Here is a 21,419-nt window from a genome sequence, read left to right as displayed (position 1 = left end):
CCGCGCGCAGGAGCGCGCGCCCCGGAATGACGAAGGCTCTCCACACGCCGGCCGGCGCGGCGGCGACGCGCGGCACGCGGCTGCGGCCTTGGCTGGTGCGGGTGCATCGCTGGGTGGGGCTCGCCATCGCGCCGTTCCTGGTGGTGGCGGCGCTCACCGGGAGCGCCATCGCGTTCCGCGAGGAGCTGGACGCCTGGCTCAATCCGGATCTGTTCGAGGCGACGGCGTCCGGCACGCCGCTGTCGCCGTCCGAGATCGTCGCCAAGGTCGAGGCGGCCGATCCGCAGGTGCGCGTGTTCCGCGTGCCGCTGCCGCACGAGCCCGGCGAGGCGCTGGAGGTCGGCGTGCAGCCGAGGATCGACCCGGCGACGCGGCGTCCGTTCGCGATCGACCACAACGAGGTCTTCGTCGATCCGGTGACGGGCGCCGTGCTGGGCCGCCGGCTGTTCGGTGCGTTCCGGATCGACCGGCCGCATCTGATGCCGATGCTGTATCAGCTCCACTTCTCGCTCATGACGCCGGCCCGCTGGGGCATCTGGCTGCTGGGCGGCGTGGCGATCCTGTGGTTCCTCGACGGCTTCGTGGCGATCGTCCTGACGTTTCCGCGGGCGCGACCGTTCCTGGCGCACTGGCGGACGGCCTGGCGGATCAAGCGCGGCGCCAGCCCGTACCGGCTCAACCTCGACCTCCATCGCGCCGGCGGCCTATGGCTGTGGGCCTTGCTGCTGATCCTCGCCTTCACCGGGGCCGCCATCAACCTCAACGTCGAGGCGGCGCGGCCGCTCGTCTCGGCATTCTCCACCCTGACGCCGAGTGCGCGCGAGCAGGGCGCGCCGCGGCTGCGGCGGCCGCCGGCGGAGCCGAAGCTCGGCTTCGAGGGGGCCTTCGCGGCGGCGCGACGCGCGATCGCCGAGCGCGGCTGGACCATGCAGCCGCTCGATGCGACCTATCTCCGGCCCTACGGCGTGTACTTCGTGAGCGTCGCCGCCCCCGGACCCGGCCACGACGACGGGATCGGCCATCCGCACCTGTTCTTCGACGACCAGGACGGCACGCTGCTGCGCGCCGAGGTGCCGGGCGACGGCTCGGCCGGTGACGTGTTTCTGGATCTGCAGCATCCGCTGCACACCGGCCGCATCGCCGGCCTCGCCGGCCGCATCGTCGTCTGCATCGCCGGGATCGTGACGGCGATGCTCACCGTCACGGGCGTGGTGCTGTGGGCCGCCAAGCGCCGCCGCGCCCGCCGGCCGAGAGCCGTGATGACGACCGTGGCGGCGGAGTAGGGCGTCCAGCCGGGGATCAGCCCAAACGCCTGTCGGGGCGAGCTGCGGCGCCCGGATCAGGGCCGTCGTCGAGCCCTCGCGGCCGGGCGCCCGCGCGCCGACGCGCCGACCTGGATCGCCGTGTGACCGGCGGCGTCGCGCCTACATGGCGCGGACGCGCACCAGGAACTCGTCGACGCGCTGGCGCAGCTCGCCAGCGCGCTCCTGCAGCACCTGTGAGCCGCCGAGCACGTGGTTCGAGGAGCGACCGGTCTCCGCCGCCGCCTCCTTGACGCCGCCGATATTGGCGGCCACCTCGCGGGTCGCGGCGGACTGCTCCTCCACGGCGCCCGAGATGGACGTGTTGACCTCGCTGACGCGCGCGATGACGCGGGCGAACTCCTGGATGGTCGCGGCCGTGGTCTTGCTCGAGTCCTGGATGCCGCGGATCTGCTGCTCGATCTCCTCGGTCGCCTTGCCGGTCTGGCTGGCCAGCGTCTTCACCTCGGAGGCGACCACGCTGAAGCCCTTGCCGGCTTCGCCGGCGCGCGCCGCCTCGATGGTCGCGTTGAGCGCCAGCAGGTTCGTCTGCGCCGCGATCTGGGCGATCATCTTGGTCACCTCGCCGACCTTGTCGGCGGCTTGCACGAGCTGGTTCACCAGCTGGTCGGACCGCTTCGCCTCGACCACCGCGACGTCGATGACGCGGGTCGCCTCGGACAGCTGGCGCGAGATCTCGCCGACCGAGCAGCTCAGCTCCTCGGAGGCGACCGCCATGGTGGTCGACTGGTTGGTGGTCTGTTCGGCCGCCGCGGCGAGCGACTGCGCGGTCTGCTGCATGTCGTCGGCGGAGGACGCGACGGTGCCGACCAGCGCCTTCACGGAGGACTCGAAGCTGTCGGCGAGCGCGGCGTTCTCGGCCTTGCGCTTGGACAGGTCGGTGGCGAACTTCACGACCTTGTAGACGCGGCCGTTCATGTCGAAGATCGGATTGTAGGAGGCCTCGATCCAGACCTCCTTGCCGCCCTTGCCGAGGCGCTTGTATTGGCGGGCCTGGAACTCGCCGCGATTGAGCGCTTCCCAGAACCGCTTGTACTCGGTGCTCGCGCGTTCGGCGGGGTCGACGAACATGCCGTGGTGCTTGCCCTGGATCTCCGCCAGCGTGTAGCCGAGCACGGCGAGGAAGTTCTCGTTGGCCGTGATTACGGTGCCGTCGAGGCCGAACTCGATGACGGCCTGGGAGCGTGCGATGGCGTTCACCTTGCCCAGCAGGTCGGCGTATTCCATCTTGGTCTCGGTCACGTCGGTGGCGATCTTGACCACCTTGAACGGCTTTCCGCGCGCGTTGAGCACCGAATTGTAGGAGGCCTCGATCCAGACCTCCTTGCCGCCCTTGCCGATGCGCTTGAACTGCGCGGCCTCGAACTCGCCGCGGTTCAGCTTCGCCCAGAACTCCCGATAGGCCGGGCTGTTGCCGTAGTCGGGCTCGACGAACATCCGGTGATGCTTGCCCTGGATCTCGGCCAGCGTGTAGCCGAGCGCATCGAGGAAATTCTTGTTCGCCGTGATGATCGTCCCGTCCAGCTTGAACTCGATCATGGCTTGTGAACGGTCGAGCGCAGCCAGGGTCGCGGACGAGGAACCGGTGGGCAGAAAACCGCGCATTAGAAGCTCCGACGAATTGCGGGATTTGTTGAAAATTGTTCGCCGGCGCAAGATCAATCAAACTTGCTAAAATTGAACAAATCGCGATGCAGCAAAATCCCAGCATCGGGCTGTTTTCGAGCTGATGATGTCGATGATTAACAGATTGGATCTGTTGCCAGATAGCTAAATCGGGCTAGTCCAATACTCGAGGGCACGGCGTTTCCGGACGCCTTATAGACGCGACCGCGGTGGCGCCGGCAGAGTCCGTTGCGGCGTCACCGGGTCACGAGCAGGCGGTCACGACACAGTGGGCCGGGACGGCCGGTCCCGGTGACGCGCGGCCGGCGCGATCTCGAGGGGAGCTCGATCGCCGGACATTCAGAGATGGGCGATGCCGGATACCCGGCAGCGGCGTCGGGACGCGACCCGATCGGGTCGCTCGGTCTTGCCGGCCGGTCAGCTCCGCTCGACCGCGATCACCCGGCCGCGCTCGACGGCGAGCGACAGCTGGCCGTGCTTGAGGGCGAGCGCCTTCTCGCCGAACAGCTCGCGGCGCCAGCCCTTCAGCGCCCGCACGTCGGCTTCGTCGTCGGCCGCGATGTGCTCGAGGTCGTCGACCGTGGCGATCACCTTGGCGGCGACGCCGTGGCGCTCCGCCGTCATCCGCAGCAAGACCTTCAGGAGCTCGACCGTGGCGCTGCCGTTCGCCATCGGCCGGTGGCGCTCGATCGGCGGCAGGGTCTTGGGGTCGCGGGCGAGGCCGGCCTTGATCGCCTCGAGGATGTCCTGGCCCCAGCGCGAGCGCTCGAAGCCCTTGGGCAGCGAGCGCAGCCCGGCGAGCCGCTCCGGCGTGGTCGGCCCCTGCAGGGCGATCTCGCCGATGACGTCGTCCTTCAGGACACGGCCGCGCGGAACGTCGCGCGACTGCGCCTCGCGCTCCCGCCACGCCGCCACCTCGATCAGGACTGCGAGCTCCTTCGGCTTGCGCACCCGGCTCTTCAGCCGCTCCCAGGCGGTCTCCGGGTCGGACCGGTAGGTCGAGGGGGAGGTGAGGATCTCCATCTCCTCGTCGACCCAGTTGGTGCGGCCGCGCCTCGCCAGGTCGGCCGACAGCGCCAGATAGGCGTCGCGCAGATGGGTGACGTCGGACACCGCGTAGAACATCTGGGCCGGCGTGAGGGGCCGGCGCGACCAGTCGGTGAAGCGGTGCGACTTGTCGAGATTGTCGCCGGTGATGCGCTGCACCAGCTGGTCGTAGGAGATGGCGTCGCCGTAGCCCAGGACCATGGCGGCGACCTGGGTGTCGAAGATCGGCGCCGGGATCAGCGAGGCCTGGTGCCAGACGATCTCGATGTCCTGGCGCGCGGCGTGGAAGACCTTGAGGACGTTCTGGTTCGCCATCAGGGCGTAGAACGGCGCGAGGTCGATGCCCTCGGCCAGCGTGTCGACCACCACGGCCTCGTCCGGGCTCGCCATCTGGGCGACGCACAGGAGCGGGTAGTAGGTCGACTCGCGCAGGAACTCGGTGTCCACCGTGACGAAGGGATGGGCGGCCATCCGCTCGCAGACGGCGGCCAGCGCCTCCGTGGTGGTGATCGGCTCGATGGCCGGGAACTCGGCGGGGTCGCCGGATGCGCGGGCGGTTCGCGTACGCAACGGATCCTCGGTCAGCATCGAACGGGGTGGCGCGAGAGGGACGGGACGGGCCCGCCGAATGCATAAGCAAACACTGTAGTCATGAGATTGATCATCGCCACGAATCTTAGCGCGGCACAGCCGCGAGGTCGAGCTATGCTGGAACCAGTACCCGGAAAATCAAGGCATTTCGCCCTGTGGCGGTAACTTCGGCGGGGTTCGCCCGGTTTGCCTGCCCCCGCGGGAGGCCTCAAGCCGCCACGGCGTGCTCGTAGATGTCCTCCTCCTGGGCATTGTGGATGCGCACCAAAGCCTCGATCGATTCGATCACCCGCTGGGCGTCGCGCACCAAATAGCGGTCGACGTCCTCGGCCTTGAGCCCGTCGGCGAGCCGCCCGAGCAGCCGGGCCAGGTGCTGGATCTCGCGGTGCGCCCGGCTCATCGCCGAGAGGCCGTGATTGTCGGCGAGGTAGCGCGTCAGGCGTGGATAGACCTCGGTCTCGTCGTCCCGCTCGTGCTCCACCACCTCCTCGGTCACCAGCCGGTGGGCCGCGGCGACGAGGCGGACGGCGTCCTCCGGGCTCGCGTCGTCGAGCGCATCGGCGATCGCGCGCAGCCCGTCCAGGCTACGCTCGAGCTGCGCGTGATCCTCGCGCAGGTCCCGCGCCGCCGTCGACGACATCGCCTGGAACCGCCGGCCGGCCGCGCCGCGGCCGGGGCCGAGGGCGCGCAGCGCGTTGAGGATGACGGCGACGTCGACCGCCTCCTGGGTGAGCGCGCCGGCGACCGGCGTGAGATAGCCGAAAGCCGCCGCCAGCATCGCCACGGCGGAGAGCGCCATGCCGACCACGATGCTCTGCACCGCGATGCCGCGGGCCCGGCGGGCCACCGCCACCGCCTGCGAGACGCGGTCGAGCCGGTCGACCAGGATCACCACGTCGGCCGCCTGCGAGGACGCGCTGGCGCCGCGCGCCCCCATGGCGATGCCGACGCCCGCGGCGGCGAGCGCCGGCGCGTCGTTGATGCCGTCGCCGACCATCAGGGTCGGGGCGAGCCGCTGCTCGGTCGCCACCGCGTCGACCTTGTCGGACGGCGAGCGGTCCGCCAGCACGGCGTCGAGATCGAGCGCGGCGCCGATGGTCTCGGCCGCGTCGGCCCGGTCGCCCGTGACCATCATGATGCGGGAGATGCCGGCGGAGCGCAGCATCTGGATGGCGCGCGGCGTCTCCTTGCGCAGCTCGTCGGCGAGCAGGAGCGCGCCGGCCGGGCGTCCATCCACCACGACGAACACGGCCAGTGCCGAGCGCCAGGAGGCGCGGCGCAGCGCCCGCGCCGCCCAGTCGGGCAGCCGCGCGGCGCCGAAGCCCATGGATTGCGAGCCGACGCAGACGCTGTGGCCGCCGACCCGCCCGTCGAGCCCGGAGCCGAGATTCTCGCGCACCTCGGTCGGCATCGTCAGGGCGAGGTTTCGGGCAGCGGCCGCACCGACGATCGCGCTCGCCACGACGTGGTGGGAAGCCTGCTCCAGCGAGGCGGCGAGGCGCAGGATCTCGTCCGCGCTCTCGCCCGGCGCGGTCTCGATCGCGACCAGGCGGGCGCCGCCGACCGTCAGCGTGCCGGTCTTGTCGAACATCACGGTGCGGCTCGCCGCCAGCGTCTCCAGGGCGCCGCCGCCCTTCACCAGGATGCCGTGGCGCGCCGCCTGCGACACGCCGGCGATGAAGGCGACCGGGGCGGCGAGGATCAGCGGGCAGGGGGTCGAGGCGACCAGCACGGCCAGCGCCCGGATCGGATCGCCCGACAGCGCCCAGGCGAGCCCGGCCAGCACCAGGGTCGCCGGCAGCAGCAGCAGCGCGTAGCGGTCGGCGATGCGGATGAACGGCGCCTTGGCGGTCTGGGCGGCCGTGACCATGCGGACGATGCCGGCATAGGTGCTCTCGCCGGCGGTGGCGCGTGCCCGCATTTCGAACGTCTCGCCGACATTCACGGTACCGCTGCGGACCTCCTCGCCGGTCCGCCGGGTGACCGGCAGGGCCTCGCCGGTGAGGGCGGCCTCGTCGAGCATCGCGCCGGCGCTCGCGACGGTGCCGTCCACCGGCACGACCTCGCCGGCCCGCACGACGAGGACGTCGCCCATCGCCACGTCCTCGATCGGCACGTCGGCGACGGTGTCGCCGCTGAGGCGATGGGCGAGCCGCGGAGCGCGGTCGACCAGCGCGCGAAGATCGCGCTCGGCCCGCGCCACCGCGATGTCCTCCAGCACGTTGCCGCCCGTGTACATGATCGCCACCACGACGCCGGCGAGCGGCTCGCCGAAGACGAGCGCGGCCGTCATCGACACGAAAGCGACGGCGTCGACCCCCATCCGGCCGGCCAGCAGCGCCTGCACGATCGAGATCGCGAGCGCGATCACCACCGGAACGGTGCCGGCCGCCCACGCCCAGTGGGCGAAACCCGGCGCACCGACGGCCCAGGCGGCGAGGCCGACCGTGAGGCCCGCCACCGCGGTGGAGACCAGTCCATACCTCGTCAGCAGCGCGCGCATGAGATCCTCGACGGCTCGGAACGATTGTTTCCGCATCCGCTAGCATTGCCCGGAAGTCTTTGGAAGTGCGGTGTTTTCCGGGCTCGGACCGCGACTGCGAGGCATTCGCGACGGCCGCTCGACGGAGCGTCGCGCCCGTGGTCCGGCTCAGCCGCCGGTGCGCTTCGCGTCTTCCAGGCAGCGCGCGACCAAGGCCTTCACGGCCTTGGGCTCGAAGGGCTTGCGCAATCCCGCCGTCGCGCCGAGATCGACGGCCATCTTGAGAAAGTCGGGCGACGGCTGGTCGGGCCGCGGCGCCCGGTCGCCGGAGATCACGACGACCGGCAAAGCGGGGGCACGCTGCTTGAGGGCCCGGAGGGTCTCGAAACCGTCCATGTCGGGCATGAACACGTCACAGACGACGAGGTCGACCTCGGTGGCGGCGAGGCTGGCCAGGGCGGCCCGCCCGGTCGCGGCCGTCACGATGGTGTGTCCCGCGCTCTCCAGCAGGAGACCCAGCGAGACCCGGATGAGCTCGTCGTCGTCGATGATGAGAATGCGCGCCATCGGTGTGACTTTATTACGATCATACCGGTCGTGCGGCGGGTGCCGGTTTCGTCATACACGGTTCGGTGTATACAGTGCGCAAAAATGACATCCAAACTCGATCCGACAGGGTCGCGCAAATCCGCTCCTCCGCGATAAGCAATGGTAATGAACTCGCTCGGCTCACATTTCGCAGCGCCGCCCGCGGATTCGGCGGCCCCCGTCGAGGTCGGCACGTCGGCGGCCGCCGACATGTCGCACGCTCGTGACGAGCTCCTGCGGCTGTGCATCGAGGCGGCTCCGGTCGGCATCGCCATGTTCGATCGCGAGATGCGCTATCTGGCCGCGAGCCGGCGCTACCAGCAGGACCGCGGCGTGACCGGCCAGATCCTGGTCGGCCGCAGCCATTACGAGGTTTTCCCGGAGATTCCGCCGCGCTGGCGCGAGGTGCATGCGCGCTGCCTCGCGGGGGCGAGCGAGCGCTGCGATGCGGACCGCTTCACCGGACCGGACGGTACCTCGCTGTGGATCCGCTGGGAGATCCGGCCGTGGTTCGGCCCGTCCGGCGAGATCGGCGGGATCGTCCTGTTCGCCGAAGACACCACCGAGCACGTCACCCGCGACACCGAGCTGCGGCGCTGGGCCGACACGTTCGAGAACGCCGCCTTCGGCATCACGGTGACGGACGCCACCACCAACCGGATCGCCTTCGCCAACCCGGCCCGCGCCGCGATGTGCGGCCGCACGGTCGCGGAGGTGTGCGGCGCCCACGTGCTGGACGACTATCCGGAGGAGGAGCGGGCCCGCGTCGCCGCGCTGATCGCCGAGGGCGATCGCAACGGCCGGGTGATCTACGACTCGGTGTTCGTCCGCCGCGACGGCTCGACCTTCCCGGTCCAGCTCGACATCACCAGTGTCCGCAACCGCGACGGCAGCGTGCGCTACCGCATCGCGACCGCGCTCGACATCACCGACCGGCAGCTCGCCGAGCGCGCCCGCAAGGACAGCGAGGCCGAGGCCCGCCGCTACGGCGACCTCCTGCGGACCATGATCGACACCATGGCCGAAGCCCTCCTGATGATCGATGCCGAGGGACGCACGCTGTTCGCCAATGCGGCGTGTCGCGCCATGTTCGGCGACCGCGACGACATCGGCTCGCCCGAGTGGCAGCTCCTCTACGAGCGGTTCCGGCCGGACGGCGTCACCCCGTGTCCGCCCGACGAGACGCCGATCGGCCTGGCGAAACGCGGCCAGAGCTTCGACGATATCGAGATCATCTGCCGCCGCCACACGGGCGAGAGCGATCTCCACATCGTGGCCAGCGGCCGCTCGATCCGCAACGAGGCGGGGCGGCACGAGGCGGCCGTCGTGGTCTATCGCGACGTCTCCGAGCTGTTCGAGAAGACGGTCGCGGCGCAGCGCAGCGCCGAGCTGCTGGACAAGACCATCGCCAGCATCCCGGACGCCTTCCTGGTCACCGACGAGAACCGCAACTTCCTGCACGTCAACCCGGCCTGCAAGACGCTGCTCGGCATCGACGGCACCCAGTCGCTCGACGAGTGGGAGCAGTCCTACGCCGTGCTGTCGGCGGACGGCACGACTCCGGTCGCGTCCGAGGACCGGCCGCTGCGGCGTGTCCTGCGCGGCGAGCCGATCGACGCGAGCGAGCTGGTGCTGCGCGAGGTGGCGACCGGGCGCGACCTCGCCCTCTCGCTCACCGCCCGGCCGATCTACGACGGCGAAGGCGTGGTGCGCGGCGCCGTGCTGCTCTATCACGACCTCAGCAAGTCGAAGCACATCGAGCGGCAGCTCCGCCAGGGCCAGAAGATGGACGCGATCGGCCAGCTCACCGGCGGCGTCGCGCACGACTTCAACAACATCCTGACCGCCATCACCTGCACGATCGAGATCCTCGCCAAGGGGGTCGCCGACCGGCCGCATCTCGCCACCATCGCCCGCATCATCGACCAGGCGGCCCGCCGCGGCGCCGACCTCACCCGTCAGCTCCTCGCCTTCGCGCGCCGGCAGCCGCTCGATCCGCGCCCGACCGACATCAACGGGCTGATGACCGACACGGCGCGCCTGCTGCGGCCGACGCTCGGCGAGCACATCGAGCTCGCCGCCGTGCTGGCCGACGGGGTGTGGCCCGCCATGGTCGACGCCTCGCAGCTCTCCACCGCGGTCATCAACCTCGCCGTCAACGCGCGCGACGCGATGCCGGGAGGCGGCAAGCTGATCATCGAGACCGCCAACGTCACGCTCGACGAGACCTATGCCGACACCAATCCGGACTCCAAGGCCGGCGATTACGTGATGATCGCGGTCAGCGACAACGGCGCCGGCATCCCGGCCGGGATTCGCGACAAGGTGTTCGAGCCGTTCTTCACCACCAAGGACGTCGGGCGCGGCACCGGCCTCGGCCTGAGCATGGTGTACGGCTTCATCCGCCAGTCGGGCGGACACGTGAAGCTCTACAGCGAGGAGGGGCAGGGGACCTCGATCAAGCTCTATCTGCCCCGCATCGTCGAGGCCGAGGAGACCGAGGACGAGGGCCCGGCGATCGACGCCATGACGGGCGGCGACGAGACCATCCTGGTGGTCGAGGACGACGACCTGGTGCGGCGGAACGTGATCACGCTGCTGGAGGATCTCGGCTACACGGCGTATGCGGCGAGCAGCGGGCCCGAGGCGCTGGCGCTGCTCGACCGTGGTACGGCGTTCGATCTGCTGTTCACCGACGTCATCATGCCGGGCGGCATGAACGGCCGCGAGCTCGCCGCCGAGGTCCTGCGCCTGCGTCCGTCCACCAAGGTGCTCTACACGTCCGGCTACGCCGAGGACGCCATCGTCCACCACGGGCGTCTCGATCCCGACGTGACGCTCCTGAACAAGCCGTACCGCAAGGCCGACCTCGCCCGGAAGGTGCGCGAAGCCCTGGCCGGACCGGCCGCCCTCGGCCCCGGGACGCGCAAGCGCCGCCGGCGCGCCACGCCGGAGACGGCGCCGGACGGCGAGTAGGATGCGCAGCTCCGGCGCGAGGGCGCCGGGCTCTCGGTCCGCCTAGCGGCCCCGCACCTTCGGCAGGAAGACGAACGGCCAGGGCGACGGCATCGGCCCCACCGGCACCTCGATCACGGTCGGCCCGTCGCGTCGTGCAAAGCCGCGTTTCAACGCGGCCCCGAGCTGTTCGGGGGTGTGGGCCCGCTCGGCGGCGGCGCCAAAGCTCTCGGCGAACTTCACGAAGTCCGGATTGGCGAGGTCGCAGGCGATCAACCGGTTGCCGTAGCTCTCCTCCTGGATGCGCCGGACATTGCCGAAGGCGCCGTCGGCGAACACCACGGCCACCAGCGGGATCCGGTGACGCACCGCGGTGGCGATCTCGTTCGCCGTGTACATGAAGCCGCCGTCGCCGTTGATCGACAGCACCGGCACGTCGCGGCGCGCGTCCTGGACGCCGAGCGCGGTGGCGAAGCCCCAGCCGAGATTGTCCTGGTAGCCGGGCGAGAGAAACGTGCGCGGTGCGTAGACCGGCATCGCGAGGCGCGCCGCGAACCCGATCTGGGTCACCTCGTCGACGAAGATGCCGTCGTCCGGAAGCGCGGCACGGATCGCCTCCAGGAAGGCGAGTTGCGGCTGCAGCACCGCGAGCTTTTCACGTAGCGTCGCCTGTCGCTGCTCCATCTCGGCGCGGCGCGACGGCCGCGCACGGTTCTGCGCCGGCACGAGGTCGATCAGCCGGCGCAGGATCGGCGCGGCGTCGCCGACCAGGGCGACGGCCGGTGTCGTGTGGCGCGACGGCTCGTCGGGATCGGCATTGACGTGGATGATCTTCAGGTCGTCGTCGACACCCCAGTCGCGGCACTGAAAGAACAGCCGGGTGCCGACCGCCAGCACCACGTCGGCCTCGGCCCACAGGTCGTGGGCGAGCGGATGGGTGACGCTGAGCGGATCGCGGCTCGTGAGAATGCCGCGGCCGCGGCGAAATCCCGAGGCGACCGGCGCCTGCAGCAGGGCGGAGAGCGCCGCGACCTCGTCGGCCGCGTCGGGAGCCCCGCCGCCGACGAAGATCACCGGGCGCTTGGCGCCACCGAGCAGCCGTGCGGCGGCCCGCGCGGCGTCCTCGTCGATCTCGGGCGCGGGGAGGGGCTCCGGCGCCGGCACGGACGGCAGCGCCGCGCTGCGGCCCCACACGTCCATGCCGCATTCGAGCACGGCGGGGCCGGGGCGGCCGCGGCGCATCGCCCGCATGGCCTCGGCGATCAGCGGCGCCGCCTCCTCGGGCCGCCGGATGCGGGCGGAAAAATCGACCAGCCGCTCGATGATGCCGGCCTGGTCGCGGATCTCGTGAAGGTGCCCACGCGAGAATCCGATCTCGGCGTCGGGGATCTGGCCGATCAGGCCGAGCACGGGCGCGTTCATCGAATAGGCGGTGAGCAGGGCCGCGCTCGCGTTGAGCAGGCCGGGGCCGGGCACCACGGCGAAGCTCTGCGGCCGCCCGGTGGCGAGCGCGGCGCCGAGCGCCATGTAGGCGGCGGCCTGCTCGTGGCGGGCGTGAATCGTGCGGATGCGGTCGGCGTTGCGGTAGAGCGCGTCGAACAACGGATCGTTGTGCACGCCCGGCACGGCGTAGAGCGTGTCGAGCCCGTGTGCCAGCAGCGCCGCGACGGCCGCGTCGGCCGTGGTGGTCGGGTCCATCTGGTCGCCTCGAAATTGCGCGTTCGGGGGATGGCGGCCGTATAGCCGACCCGGTGTCCGCTGTCGCGGCGCGATCAGTCCTTCGCTTGAACGGCCGGGAGCGGCGGCTTCGGGCGCACCGCCAGCCGGATCGCGCCGAGAACCGTGACCAGCAGGGTCAGGGCCCAGCCGATCAGCGCCACGGTTCCGACGACGCAGCGGCCGGCGAGCTCGCGCCCGTCGCCGGACGGCAGCAACGCGGCGATCGAGGCGAACACACGCGGGCCGGGCCCGAAGGCGAGCCAGCTCACCAGCACCGCGAAGGAGGCGAAGACGGCGACCCCGGTGGCGAGCGCGATCGCACGCAGCCAGAGCGGCGCCGTGGCGGCGATGTCGCCCAGGCCGTCGACCAGCACGGCGATGCCGGCGAGCAGCAGCACGGCGGCCGTGATGGCGGCTGCGTCACCGATCCAGGGCTGGACAGGAGCCGCAGCCGGACCTCCGGCCACCCAGGCCAGCAGGGCGACGGCCGCTGCGGCGAGAAGCAGACCGGTTGCGACGACCGTCCGGCCGGACGGCGTCGTCATCGGGCGAATCGGCATGCGTCACTGTCCCGGGTCGGCCCGTGCGGGTCGTCCCCGCCGTCGCGCGGCGCTGTCCGCCGGCGATGACGAGGGGTCAGGTTTCCAATTCGTAGTAGCCCGTCCCTGCGAGCCGGGCCAGTGAGTCGGGCGTGCCGCGAAAGGCCCGTGTGACGCGCGTAAAAGTGGTTGAAACGGGGCCGGGACGGGTCGAAACGGGTCCGGGCCCGCGTCTTGACAAGCCCGACGCCGCCATGCGCTTGTGCGGCCGAATTCACCGGGCAGGGCGCCGGGCGCCCGCCCCTCTGCTTCGATGGACCGCCATGCATCGCTATCGTACTCACACCTGCGGCACGCTCCGCGCGAGCGACGTCGGCGCCACCGCCCGCCTGTCGGGCTGGTGCCACCGCATTCGCGACCACGGCGGCGTGCTCTTCATCGATCTACGCGACCATTACGGCCTCACTCAGGTCGTGATCGATCCCGATTCGGCCGCCTTTCCGGTCGCCGAGAAGGTGCGTTCGGAGTGGGTGATCCGGGTCGACGGGCTGGTGCGCAACCGCCCGGCCGGCACCGAGAACCCCGACCTGCCGACCGGGCAGGTCGAGGTCTATGCCCGCGAGATCGAGGTGCTCGGCCCCGCCGCCGAGCTGCCCATGCCGGTGTTCGGGGATCAGGAGTACCCGGAGGACATCCGGCTGCGCTACCGCTTCCTCGATCTGCGGCGCGAGCGCCTGCACAAGAACATCATGCTGCGCGGGCAGATCATCGACTCGTTGCGCCGGCGCATGAAGGAGCAGGGCTTCTTCGAGTTCCAGACGCCGATCCTGACCGCGTCGAGCCCCGAAGGCGCGCGCGACTTCCTGGTGCCGTCGCGCATCCATCCCGGCAAGTTCTACGCGCTGCCGCAGGCGCCGCAGCAGTTCAAGCAGCTCATCATGGTGTCGGGCTTCGATCGCTATTTCCAGATCGCGCCCTGCTTCCGCGACGAGGACGCCCGCGCCGACCGCTCGCCCGGCGAGTTCTACCAGCTCGATCTCGAGATGAGCTTCGTCACCCAGCAGGACGTGTTCGACGCGGTCGAGCCGGTGCTGCGCGGCGTGTTCGAGGAGTTCGGCGGCGGCAAGCGGGTGACGCCCAAGTTCCCGCTGATCAGCTTCGCCGACGCGATGCGCAAGTACGGCTCCGACAAGCCGGATCTCCGCAACCCGATCGAGATGGCCGACGTCGCCGAGCATTTCCGCGGCTCGGGCTTCAAGGTGTTCGCCAACATCCTGGCGAGCGATCCGGCCGCGCAGGTGTGGGCGATCCCTGCGCCGACCGGCGGGAATCGCGCCTTCTGCGACCGCATGAACGACTGGGCCAAGGGCGAGGGCCAGCCGGGGCTGGGCTACATCTTCTGGCGCGAGAACGAGGAGGGCGGCGCCGGTCCGCTCGCCAAGAACATCGGGCCTGAGCGGGCCACCGCGATCCGCGACAAGCTCGGCCTGAGGGTGGGCGACGCCGTGTTCTTCGTCGCCGGCAAGCCGAAGGACTTCGCCAAGTTCGCCGGCCTCGCGCGCACCAAGGTCGGCGAGGACCTGAACCTGGTCGACAAGGACCAGTTCGCCCTGTGCTGGATCGTCGACTTCCCGATGTACGAGTGGAACGAGGAGGAGAAGAAGATCGACTTCTCCCACAACCCGTTCTCCATGCCGAACATGCCCGTCGACGAGTTCCTGGCGCTCGAGGCGGGCGACAGCGACAAGATCCTCGGCATGAAGGCGATCCAGTACGACATCGTCTGCAACGGCATCGAGCTGTCGTCCGGCGCCATCCGGAACCATCGTCCGGACGTGATGAAGAAGGCTTTCGCCATCGCCGGCTACGGCGAGGAGGTCTTGGAGCAGAAGTTCGGCGGCATGCTGCGGGCGCTGTCGCTCGGCGCCCCGCCGCACGGCGGCATCGCGCCGGGCGTCGACCGCATCGTCATGCTGCTCGCCGGCGAGGAGAACCTCCGCGAGGTGGTGCTCTTCCCGATGAACCAGCGGGCCGAGGATCTGCTGATGGGCGCGCCCTCCGAGGTGACGCCGAAGCAGCTCCGCGAGCTGCACATCCGGCTGAACCTGCCGCAGAAGGGGTGAGGGCGCGCGCCCGCTCGTCGCGCCTTGATGGATGACTCTCCCCGGCCACGTGCCCCGGACAAGGCGCAGCAGGCCCTGGGCCTGATGCGCCGCAGAGCCGGGGCCCAGGGCCCGCGGAAAAGCCCTGCCGAACCGTCCCTGGGTCCCGGCTCACGATGCATCGCGTCGCGATGCACCGTGTCCGGGACACGGGCGAGGTGCGAGATCGAGAGGTTCGAGCTTGGTTCGTCATGCGCTGCGAAGGCCCGCAGCGCCCGCCCGCGTTCGCCCGGCGATTCCAAAAAAGCCACAAAGATGCTTAGGCAGGAGAGTTCGGGGAACTCGTCTGGAGGAATGGCGATGATCAAGACTCTCGGTGCTGCCGCTCTCGTCGCGCTCACGCTGGCTCCGGCCGGGCCGGCGGCGGCGCAGGATGCGCTGACCGGTGGTCTGCTCGGCGGTGCCGCGGGCGCCATCATCGGCGGCGCGGTGACGGGCCGGGCCGGCGGCGCGGTCGCAGGCGGCATCATCGGCGGTGCCACGGGCGCCATCATCGGGGCGCAGGCCGAGCAGCGTCGTGGCGGCTTCTACTGGTACGAAGGCCGCTGCTACCAGGCCGTGCAGGGCGGCTATCAGCGCGTCCAGCGCCAGTACTGCTACTGATCCGTTCCGCCGAGTCGCTTCCGGAAACGCTCCGCCCGGGCCGTCAGTGCGGCCCGCGGCGATTGCGGCGCGGCGGCACCGGGGGCGTCAGCACGGCGCCGGCGCGTCCCTGCACCTCGGCCGGGACGGCATAGTCTCGCATCAGGGCGCGCGTGTCGCGCAGGCCGCAGGCCTCGCGCTGGACCATCAGCAGCCACACGGCATGCGCGGCCGCATCGACCAGGACGGCCCGCGCCTCGCGTGACGCCTCCGGCGTCGCGGCGGCGGCATCGTGCGCCCGCAGCGCCGCCAGCGCCTGCTCGAGCCCGCGTCCCAGCCGCCCCAGCGCCGAGGCCTTCTCCTCCAGCATCTCGTCGGCCAGCAGGGCGGACCAGTCCTTCGGGATCTTCGGCATTCCGGGTCCGTATCGCTGCGCGGCACGGCTGCGGCATCGGCCGTCCGTGCCCGATGGATCGTCTCGCGCCGCGGGACGTTAGCACGCAGACCCCGGACACGAGGAGATCAGGATGGACGATCAGGGCGGTTGGTTGTGGCTCGTCATGAATGTGGGCTTCGTGCTCGTTCTCGCCGTGGCGCTGATCTGGGGCACGATGCGATGGCGCCAGCGCCGGACCGACAGCGCCGCCCGGGCGGAACGCGACCGGGAGACGCTGAAGTCCTATCGCGAGAGCGATCAGAACACGGCGAGATAGCGCAGAAGCGACAGCACGCCGATGATGATGACCACGATACGGGCGATCTGCTTCGCCCTCCCGTCGATCGGCAGCATGCCGATGAGATAGAGGACCAGGACGACGACCAGGAACGTGATGAGGATGCTGATCAGGATTCCCATGGATGACCGGGCTCGCGTGAACGGGGGCTGAGGGAGTCGTGCGGCGCGGCACGTCCCAGGGGTGAATGATCGGACGCGGGCGGTCCGCGGTCCGCCGGCCCGAACGGCCGGCACGAAGGCACAACGGGGTTTTTTCGGGTAAGTTCCCACCACACTGCCGGCCGCGGAGCCGCGCCGGCCCGTGCCGGAAAGGCCGCTCCCGCGCGGGCGCGGGTTGCCGCGGCGAAATACCGTCTGCTATAGCCACGTCGCGCGTCCGGCCGCTCGCCAGCGGCTGTTCGCGGGTCCGCCCGGGGGAGCGGCCCGTCCGGGTCGCCGCCCGCCGGCTTCCCGAGGAGCTTCCATGTCGGTCGATGCCGCGACGGTCCGTCGCATCGCTCGTCTCGCCCGCATTGCCGTCGAGGACGACGAGGTCGAGCACCTGAAGGGCGAGCTCAATGCCATCCTGGCCTTCGTCGAGCAGCTCTCGGAGGTCGACGTCGCCGGGGTCGAGCCGATGACCTCGGTGACCCCCATGGTGATGAAGAAGCGCGAGGACGTCGTCACCGACGGCGAAATCCCGGAGCTGGTGGTCAGGAACGCGCCGGCCAGCCAGGACAACTTCTTCCTCGTGCCCAAGGTGGTCGAGTGAGCGCCATGACCGAAGCGACCTCGCTCACCCTCACGCAAGCCCGCGACGCGCTGCGCAAGCGCGAGCTCTCCTCCGTCGAGCTGACGCAGGCGCATCTCGACGCCATCGCGCAGGCGCGCGTCCTCAACGCCTATGTGCTGGAGACGCCCGACAAGGCGCTCGCCATGGCGAAGGCCTCCGACGCCAAGCTCGCCGCGGGCGAGGGCGGGCCGCTCGAAGGCCTGCCGCTCGGCATCAAGGACATGTTCGCCACCGAGGGCGTGCGCACCACGGCGTGCGCCGCGATCCTGGAGAACTTCGTCCCGGTCTACGAGTCGACCGTGACGTCGCATCTGTGGCGCGACGGCGCCGTGATGCTCGGCAAGCTCAACAACGACGAGTTCGCCATGGGCTCGTCGAACGAGACCTCGCATTTCGGCCCCGCGGTGTCGCCGTGGCGGCGCACCGGCGACACGGCGCCGATCGTGCCGGGCGGCTCGTCGGGCGGCTCGGCGTCCGCCGTGTCGGCCGGTCTCTGTCTCGGCGCCACCGGCACCGACACGGGCGGCTCGATCCGCCAGCCCGCCGCCTTCGCCGGCATCGTCGGGGTCAAGCCGACCTACGGGCGCTGCTCGCGCTGGGGCGTCGTCGCCTTCGCCTCGTCGCTCGACCAGGCGGGCCCGTTCGCCCGCACCGTGAAGGACAGCGCCGTCCTGCTGCGCTCGATGGCCGGCTACGATCCCAAGGACACGACCTGCGTCGACCGGCCGGTGCCGGACTACGAGGCCGCGGTCGGCCGCTCTGTGAAGGGCATGAAGATCGGCATCCCGAAGGAGTACCGGGTCGCCGGCATGCCGGACGAGATCGAGGCCCTGTGGCGCAAGGGCGCCGAGTGGCTGAAGGCCGCCGGGGCCGAGATCGTCGAGGTGTCGCTGCCGCACACCAAGTACGCGCTGCCGGCCTACTACATCGTGGCGCCGGCCGAGGCCTCGTCGAACCTCGCCCGCTACGACGGCGTGCGTTACGGCGTCCGTGTGCCGGGCAACGACATCACCGAGATGTACGAGAAGACTCGCGCGGCCGGCTTCGGCCCGGAGGTGCGGCGCCGCATCATGATCGGCACCTATGTGCTCTCGGCCGGCTACTACGACGCCTATTATCTGCGCGCCCAGCAGGTCCGCACGCTGATCAAGAAGGATTTCGAGGACTGCTTCGCCGCCGGCGTGCACGCGATGCTGACCCCGGCGACGCCGTCGGCCGCCTTCGGCATCGGCGAGAAGATCTCGGCCGACCCGGTCGAGATGTATCTGAACGACATCTTCACCGTCACGGTGAACATGGCGGGCCTTCCCGGCATCGCCGTGCCGGGCGGCCTCGATGCGCAAGGCCTGCCGCTCGGCCTGCAGCTCATCGGCCGGCCGTTCGACGAGGAGACGCTGTTCTCGCTGGCCGCGGTGATCGAGCAGGATGCCGGGCGGTTCACGCCACAGCGGTGGTGGTGAGCGTCGTGGCGCCGTCGGGCGGGCACGTTCGTGCCCGCGCCGTCCGGCGTCGGTGGGGTGAACAGCGTGGGCCCGGCGCGACCGCGCCGCGCCGACCCTACGAGCGGTAGATCTGCGAAAGCGGGATCGCCAGGTCGAAGCCGAGCAGGATGATCTCGGCCTCGCGGCCGAGCAGCCGCAGCGGCTCCGCGGGAAATGCGCCGGCCTCGTCGCGCCGGTACAGCCACGCCACCGGCTCGTCCTGCGACAGCACCAGATAATAGAGGAGGCCCGGCAGGCTGGTGTACTCCGCGACCTTCTTCCCGCTGTCGACCATCATGGTCGACGGCGAGAGCACCTCGGCGATCAGCAGCGGGCCGACCGCCGTCAGCCCCTTGGGGTCGTCGCTCTGCCGGTCGACGACGACGTCCGGATAGCGGACCGAGCCGCCGACCCGGACCGCGAGCTCGGCCATGGCGACGTGGTAGCGGCGCTCGTCCAGGGCACCGAACAGTTGGAAGAAGAGCCGCCCCGCGATCTCGCGGTGCGCCTTCGATGCGCCCGTCATCATCACGACACGGCCCTCGCTCAACTCGCAGCGCTCGCCCTGCAGGTCGGGGTGGCGCAGGAACTCGTCCGGTGTCAGCGGGGGTAGCGTCCGGATGGTCATGGATGCCTCTCGGCCGCCAGTCTACCAGAAGACGCGCGGGGCGAGGAGGAGGGGGGCGAGGGAGAGCGGCCCGCCTTCGGATTCGCGCGCGGTCATCCCGGGGCGCGAACCGTAGGTTCGCGAGCCCGGGATCCATAACCCCGGCGCCGATGATTCACGATCGACAGGGCGTATGGGTCCCGGGCTCGCGCTACGCGCGCCCCGGGGCGACGCAGTGGATCGCCCGAGCCTCTTCTATGACGTGGCCCGGGCCGTCGGCAGGCCGGAGTCTATTTGGCCGTGGCCTCGTGCACCACCGTGCCGCCCACCATGGTCATCACGGGCCGGATGTCCTTGATCTCCTTCTCCGGCACCGTGAGGTAGTCGCGGTCGAGGACGACGAGGTCGGCGTACTTGCCGGACGCCAGCGAGCCTAGATTGCCGTCCTGGAACAGGAAGGCGGCGTTGGAGCGGGTGTGGGCGATCAGCGCCTCCTCGCGCGTGATCGTCTCCTTCAGGACCTTGCGGCCGCCGACCATCTCGCCCTTCACGGCCCAGTGGAGCGTGTAGAACGGGTTCACCGGCGTCACCGCAGTGGCGTCGGAACCGAGTCCCCACGGGAGGCCGCTGTCCTGGACGAGGCGCAGCGGCGGCATCGCGTAGGTGCGGTCGCCGTGCACGCCCAGCATCAGCGCGCCCTGGACGGTCGGCCGGCTGTGGAGCTGGACATACATGCCGAGCCGCTTCATGCGGGCGATGTCCTGCGGCTCGAGCTGGTCGCCGTGCGACATGGTCCAGCGCAGCCCCTTGATCGGCTTGACGCCGTTGATCACCTCGATCTCGGTCAGGAACGCCTCGATGGTGCCGCGGAGCTGGGCGTGGACGTTGAGGTGCATGCCGCGATCGGCGACCGCCTGGGCGATGCGGCGCCACTGCGCCATGTTCTCCGGCGTCGGCGAGGCGCCGCGGTTCAGCAGATTGTCGTGCAGCGGGAAGTAGACGGTCTCGCCGTAGCCGGTCTGGTCGAGCCAGTCGTCGCCCTGGAACGGCTTCAGCGTGGCGATCACGCCGACGGCCTTGTCCACGTCGGCCGGCGAGGTCGGCTCCTGCCACAGGTTATAGAAGGTGCGCACCGTCATCTGCTTGCGCTCCCATACGGTGCGGAACGCCTCGATGTGGCCGGCATTGAAGGCGCGGCCGCCCATCTCCTGGTAGGCCGTCAGCCCCATGCGGTTGAGGTCGGCCATCAGGGCGCGGGCGTTCTCGACGCTGCGCTCCTTGGTGACCTCGCCGAGCCGCGCCAGCGTCCAGGCGACGGCGCCGCCGCCGTTGAGCACGCCGGTGGGCTGGCCGCCGGCGTCCTTCTCGATCTTGCCGTTGCGCGGGTCGGGCGTCTCGCCGGTCACGCCGAGCGCCTTCAGCGCGGCCGAGTTGGCGTAGATGCGGAAGTAGATGACCTGGAGGACGACCGGGTTGTTCGGCGCCGCCTCGTCGAGCTCGGCCCTGGTGAAGCCGCCGGGCTGATCGGTGAACTGCTCCTCCGACCATCCGCCGAGCGACAGCACCAGCTCGCCCGGCTTGGAGGCCTTCGCCTTGGCGGCGATCATGGCGAGCGCCTCCTTGCGGGACGTCACGCCGTCGAGCCGCACCTCGCGGTCCCAATACTCCGCCGCCCGCATGTAGTGGGCGTGGTTGTCGATCAGGCCGGGGATCACGGTCTTGCCGCCGAGGTCGACGACGCGGGTCTGCGGCGTCTTCAGCGCCTCGATCTCGGCGACGCTGCCGACCTTGAGGATGCGCTCGCCGGCGATCGCCAGCGCCGGCGCCACCGTGAAGCGGTCGTCGACCGTGACGATCTTGCCGTTGACCAGGACGATGTCGGCGGTGCGGCCGGGCGCGGCGGTCTGAGCCGCGGCGCCGCCGGGCAGACCGGCGAGGGCGGCGATGCCGGCCGACAGGCCGACGGCGAGCACACGGGTGACGTGGCGGGGGTGCATGCTGGTCTCTCTCCCTGACGTCGACTTTTCTCGTCGACTTGCCGGGGAGGATAGCGGGCGCCGGCACGCGGTACAATCGTCGGCGTCATGCCGGGGCTGCAGCGTTGCGGCCGCGCTGCGGCGCGGACACCTTGAAGGCCGCGCCGACACTCTGTAACCGAAGGGCGACAGGTCTGCTGCGGCCCGCCGGGCCGGCGCGACCGGCCGACCACG

17 protein-coding genes are annotated in these 21,419 nt (G+C 70.7%); 7 read left to right on the top strand and 10 right to left on the bottom strand.

What is annotated here, in order from left to right:
- Positions 1–26: 26 nt before the first annotated feature.
- Positions 27–1,283: a PepSY-associated TM helix domain-containing protein gene (locus tag CH341_RS03980; RefSeq protein WP_111417733.1), complete on the top strand. Its 1,257-nt coding sequence runs from the start codon at positions 27–29 to the stop codon at positions 1,281–1,283.
- 141 nt (positions 1,284–1,424) lie between these two features.
- Here CH341_RS03980 and CH341_RS03975 read toward each other — a convergent pair whose 3' ends face one another.
- The 4 genes from CH341_RS03975 to CH341_RS03960 all read right to left on the bottom strand — a co-directional run bounded on the left by CH341_RS03975 (position 1,425) and on the right by CH341_RS03960 (position 7,635).
- Positions 1,425–2,927: a methyl-accepting chemotaxis protein gene (locus CH341_RS03975; protein ID WP_111417732.1), complete on the bottom strand. Its 1,503-nt coding sequence runs from the start codon at positions 2,925–2,927 to the stop codon at positions 1,425–1,427.
- Between the two features lie 438 nt (positions 2,928–3,365).
- On the bottom strand, positions 3,366–4,514 hold the full coding sequence (gene rnd, locus CH341_RS03970) for a ribonuclease D (protein WP_111417737.1): 1,149 nt from the start codon (positions 4,512–4,514) through the stop codon (positions 3,366–3,368).
- 280 nt (positions 4,515–4,794) lie between these two features.
- Positions 4,795–7,089 (bottom strand): heavy metal translocating P-type ATPase, encoded by a 2,295-nt coding sequence (locus CH341_RS03965; RefSeq protein WP_111417731.1) that lies wholly within the window; start codon positions 7,087–7,089, stop codon positions 4,795–4,797.
- Positions 7,090–7,236: 147 nt separating this feature from the next.
- Entirely contained in the window at positions 7,237–7,635 is a 399-nt protein-coding gene (locus tag CH341_RS03960; protein WP_111417730.1) for a response regulator, read from the bottom strand.
- 231 nt (positions 7,636–7,866) lie between these two features.
- On the opposite strand from CH341_RS03960, the gene CH341_RS03955 reads away from it, so the two are divergent.
- On the top strand, positions 7,867–10,632 hold the full coding sequence (locus CH341_RS03955; RefSeq protein WP_170149458.1) for a PAS domain S-box protein: 2,766 nt from the start codon (positions 7,867–7,869) through the stop codon (positions 10,630–10,632).
- A gap of 42 nt (positions 10,633–10,674) precedes the next feature.
- On the opposite strand, the gene CH341_RS03950 is transcribed toward CH341_RS03955, so the two are convergent.
- Together CH341_RS03950 and CH341_RS03945 are read right to left on the bottom strand one after the other, a co-directional pair.
- Entirely contained in the window at positions 10,675–12,309 is a 1,635-nt protein-coding gene (locus tag CH341_RS03950; protein ID WP_111417728.1) for a thiamine pyrophosphate-dependent enzyme, read from the bottom strand.
- 74 nt (positions 12,310–12,383) lie between these two features.
- Positions 12,384–12,890 (bottom strand): hypothetical protein, encoded by a 507-nt coding sequence (locus CH341_RS03945; RefSeq protein ID WP_111417727.1) that lies wholly within the window; start codon positions 12,888–12,890, stop codon positions 12,384–12,386.
- Between the two features lie 302 nt (positions 12,891–13,192).
- On the opposite strand from CH341_RS03945, the gene aspS reads away from it, so the two are divergent.
- Both aspS and CH341_RS03935 read left to right on the top strand, forming a co-directional pair.
- A complete protein-coding gene (gene aspS / locus CH341_RS03940) occupies positions 13,193–14,992 on the top strand; it encodes an aspartate--tRNA ligase (RefSeq protein WP_111417726.1) in 1,800 nt (599 codons plus the stop codon).
- 339 nt (positions 14,993–15,331) lie between these two features.
- A complete protein-coding gene (locus CH341_RS03935; RefSeq protein ID WP_111417736.1) occupies positions 15,332–15,634 on the top strand; it encodes a glycine zipper domain-containing protein in 303 nt (100 codons plus the stop codon).
- A 43-nt stretch (positions 15,635–15,677) separates the two neighbouring features.
- Here the strand turns inward: CH341_RS03935 and CH341_RS03930 are convergent, their stop codons facing one another.
- Positions 15,678–16,028, bottom strand: coding sequence for a DUF6665 family protein (locus tag CH341_RS03930; RefSeq protein ID WP_245430867.1), 351 nt, complete (start codon positions 16,026–16,028; stop codon positions 15,678–15,680).
- Between the two features lie 112 nt (positions 16,029–16,140).
- Here CH341_RS03930 and CH341_RS03925 point away from each other — a divergent pair, with 112 nt between their 5' ends.
- A complete protein-coding gene (locus CH341_RS03925; RefSeq protein WP_111417725.1) occupies positions 16,141–16,326 on the top strand; it encodes a hypothetical protein in 186 nt (61 codons plus the stop codon).
- Here the strand turns inward: CH341_RS03925 and CH341_RS03920 are convergent.
- Complete coding sequence (locus tag CH341_RS03920; protein WP_111417724.1) at positions 16,308–16,469, bottom strand: Thivi_2564 family membrane protein; 162 nt, start codon at positions 16,467–16,469, stop codon at positions 16,308–16,310. The genes CH341_RS03925 and CH341_RS03920 overlap by 19 nt on opposite strands.
- 343 nt (positions 16,470–16,812) lie before the next feature.
- On the opposite strand from CH341_RS03920, the gene gatC reads away from it, so the two are divergent.
- Both gatC and gatA read left to right on the top strand, forming a co-directional pair.
- Positions 16,813–17,100: an Asp-tRNA(Asn)/Glu-tRNA(Gln) amidotransferase subunit GatC gene (gene gatC, locus CH341_RS03915; RefSeq protein WP_111417723.1), complete on the top strand. Its 288-nt coding sequence runs from the start codon at positions 16,813–16,815 to the stop codon at positions 17,098–17,100.
- Positions 17,101–17,105: 5 nt separating this feature from the next.
- Positions 17,106–18,581 (top strand): Asp-tRNA(Asn)/Glu-tRNA(Gln) amidotransferase subunit GatA, encoded by a 1,476-nt coding sequence (gene gatA / locus CH341_RS03910; RefSeq protein WP_111417722.1) that lies wholly within the window; start codon positions 17,106–17,108, stop codon positions 18,579–18,581.
- Between the two features lie 97 nt (positions 18,582–18,678).
- Here the strand turns inward: gatA and CH341_RS03905 are convergent, their stop codons facing one another.
- Complete coding sequence (locus CH341_RS03905) at positions 18,679–19,230, bottom strand: Uma2 family endonuclease (protein WP_111417721.1); 552 nt, start codon at positions 19,228–19,230, stop codon at positions 18,679–18,681.
- Positions 19,231–19,499: 269 nt separating this feature from the next.
- Complete coding sequence (locus CH341_RS03900) at positions 19,500–21,206, bottom strand: amidohydrolase (RefSeq protein ID WP_170149457.1); 1,707 nt, start codon at positions 21,204–21,206, stop codon at positions 19,500–19,502.
- Positions 21,207–21,419 lie beyond the last annotated feature (213 nt).

The sequence above is a fragment of the Rhodoplanes roseus genome (assembly GCF_003258865.1).
In the GTDB taxonomy this organism is placed as follows: domain Bacteria; phylum Pseudomonadota; class Alphaproteobacteria; order Rhizobiales; family Xanthobacteraceae; genus Rhodoplanes; species Rhodoplanes roseus.
This window is presented reverse-complemented; position numbering and strand designations above follow the sequence as displayed.

What these genes read in the sequence shown, in the direction of transcription:
- CH341_RS03980 (WP_111417733.1), top strand. Translation starts at nt 27, where the DNA reads ATGACGAAGGCTCTCCACACGCCGGCCGGCGCGGCGGCGACGCGCGGC.
- CH341_RS03975 (WP_111417732.1), bottom strand. Translation starts at nt 2,927, where the DNA reads ATGCGCGGTTTTCTGCCCACCGGTTCCTCGTCCGCGACCCTGGCTGCG.
- CH341_RS03965 (WP_111417731.1), bottom strand. Translation starts at nt 7,089, where the DNA reads ATGCGCGCGCTGCTGACGAGGTATGGACTGGTCTCCACCGCGGTGGCG.
- CH341_RS03960 (WP_111417730.1), bottom strand. Translation starts at nt 7,635, where the DNA reads ATGGCGCGCATTCTCATCATCGACGACGACGAGCTCATCCGGGTCTCG.
- CH341_RS03955 (WP_170149458.1), top strand. Translation starts at nt 7,867, where the DNA reads ATGTCGCACGCTCGTGACGAGCTCCTGCGGCTGTGCATCGAGGCGGCT.
- CH341_RS03950 (WP_111417728.1), bottom strand. Translation starts at nt 12,309, where the DNA reads ATGGACCCGACCACCACGGCCGACGCGGCCGTCGCGGCGCTGCTGGCA.
- CH341_RS03945 (WP_111417727.1), bottom strand. Translation starts at nt 12,890, where the DNA reads ATGCCGATTCGCCCGATGACGACGCCGTCCGGCCGGACGGTCGTCGCA.
- aspS (WP_111417726.1), top strand. Translation starts at nt 13,193, where the DNA reads ATGCATCGCTATCGTACTCACACCTGCGGCACGCTCCGCGCGAGCGAC.
- CH341_RS03935 (WP_111417736.1), top strand. Translation starts at nt 15,332, where the DNA reads ATGATCAAGACTCTCGGTGCTGCCGCTCTCGTCGCGCTCACGCTGGCT.
- CH341_RS03930 (WP_245430867.1), bottom strand. Translation starts at nt 16,028, where the DNA reads ATGCCGAAGATCCCGAAGGACTGGTCCGCCCTGCTGGCCGACGAGATG.
- CH341_RS03925 (WP_111417725.1), top strand. Translation starts at nt 16,141, where the DNA reads ATGGACGATCAGGGCGGTTGGTTGTGGCTCGTCATGAATGTGGGCTTC.
- CH341_RS03920 (WP_111417724.1), bottom strand. Translation starts at nt 16,469, where the DNA reads ATGGGAATCCTGATCAGCATCCTCATCACGTTCCTGGTCGTCGTCCTG.
- gatC (WP_111417723.1), top strand. Translation starts at nt 16,813, where the DNA reads ATGTCGGTCGATGCCGCGACGGTCCGTCGCATCGCTCGTCTCGCCCGC.
- gatA (WP_111417722.1), top strand. Translation starts at nt 17,106, where the DNA reads ATGACCGAAGCGACCTCGCTCACCCTCACGCAAGCCCGCGACGCGCTG.
- CH341_RS03905 (WP_111417721.1), bottom strand. Translation starts at nt 19,230, where the DNA reads ATGACCATCCGGACGCTACCCCCGCTGACACCGGACGAGTTCCTGCGC.
- CH341_RS03900 (WP_170149457.1), bottom strand. Translation starts at nt 21,206, where the DNA reads ATGCACCCCCGCCACGTCACCCGTGTGCTCGCCGTCGGCCTGTCGGCC.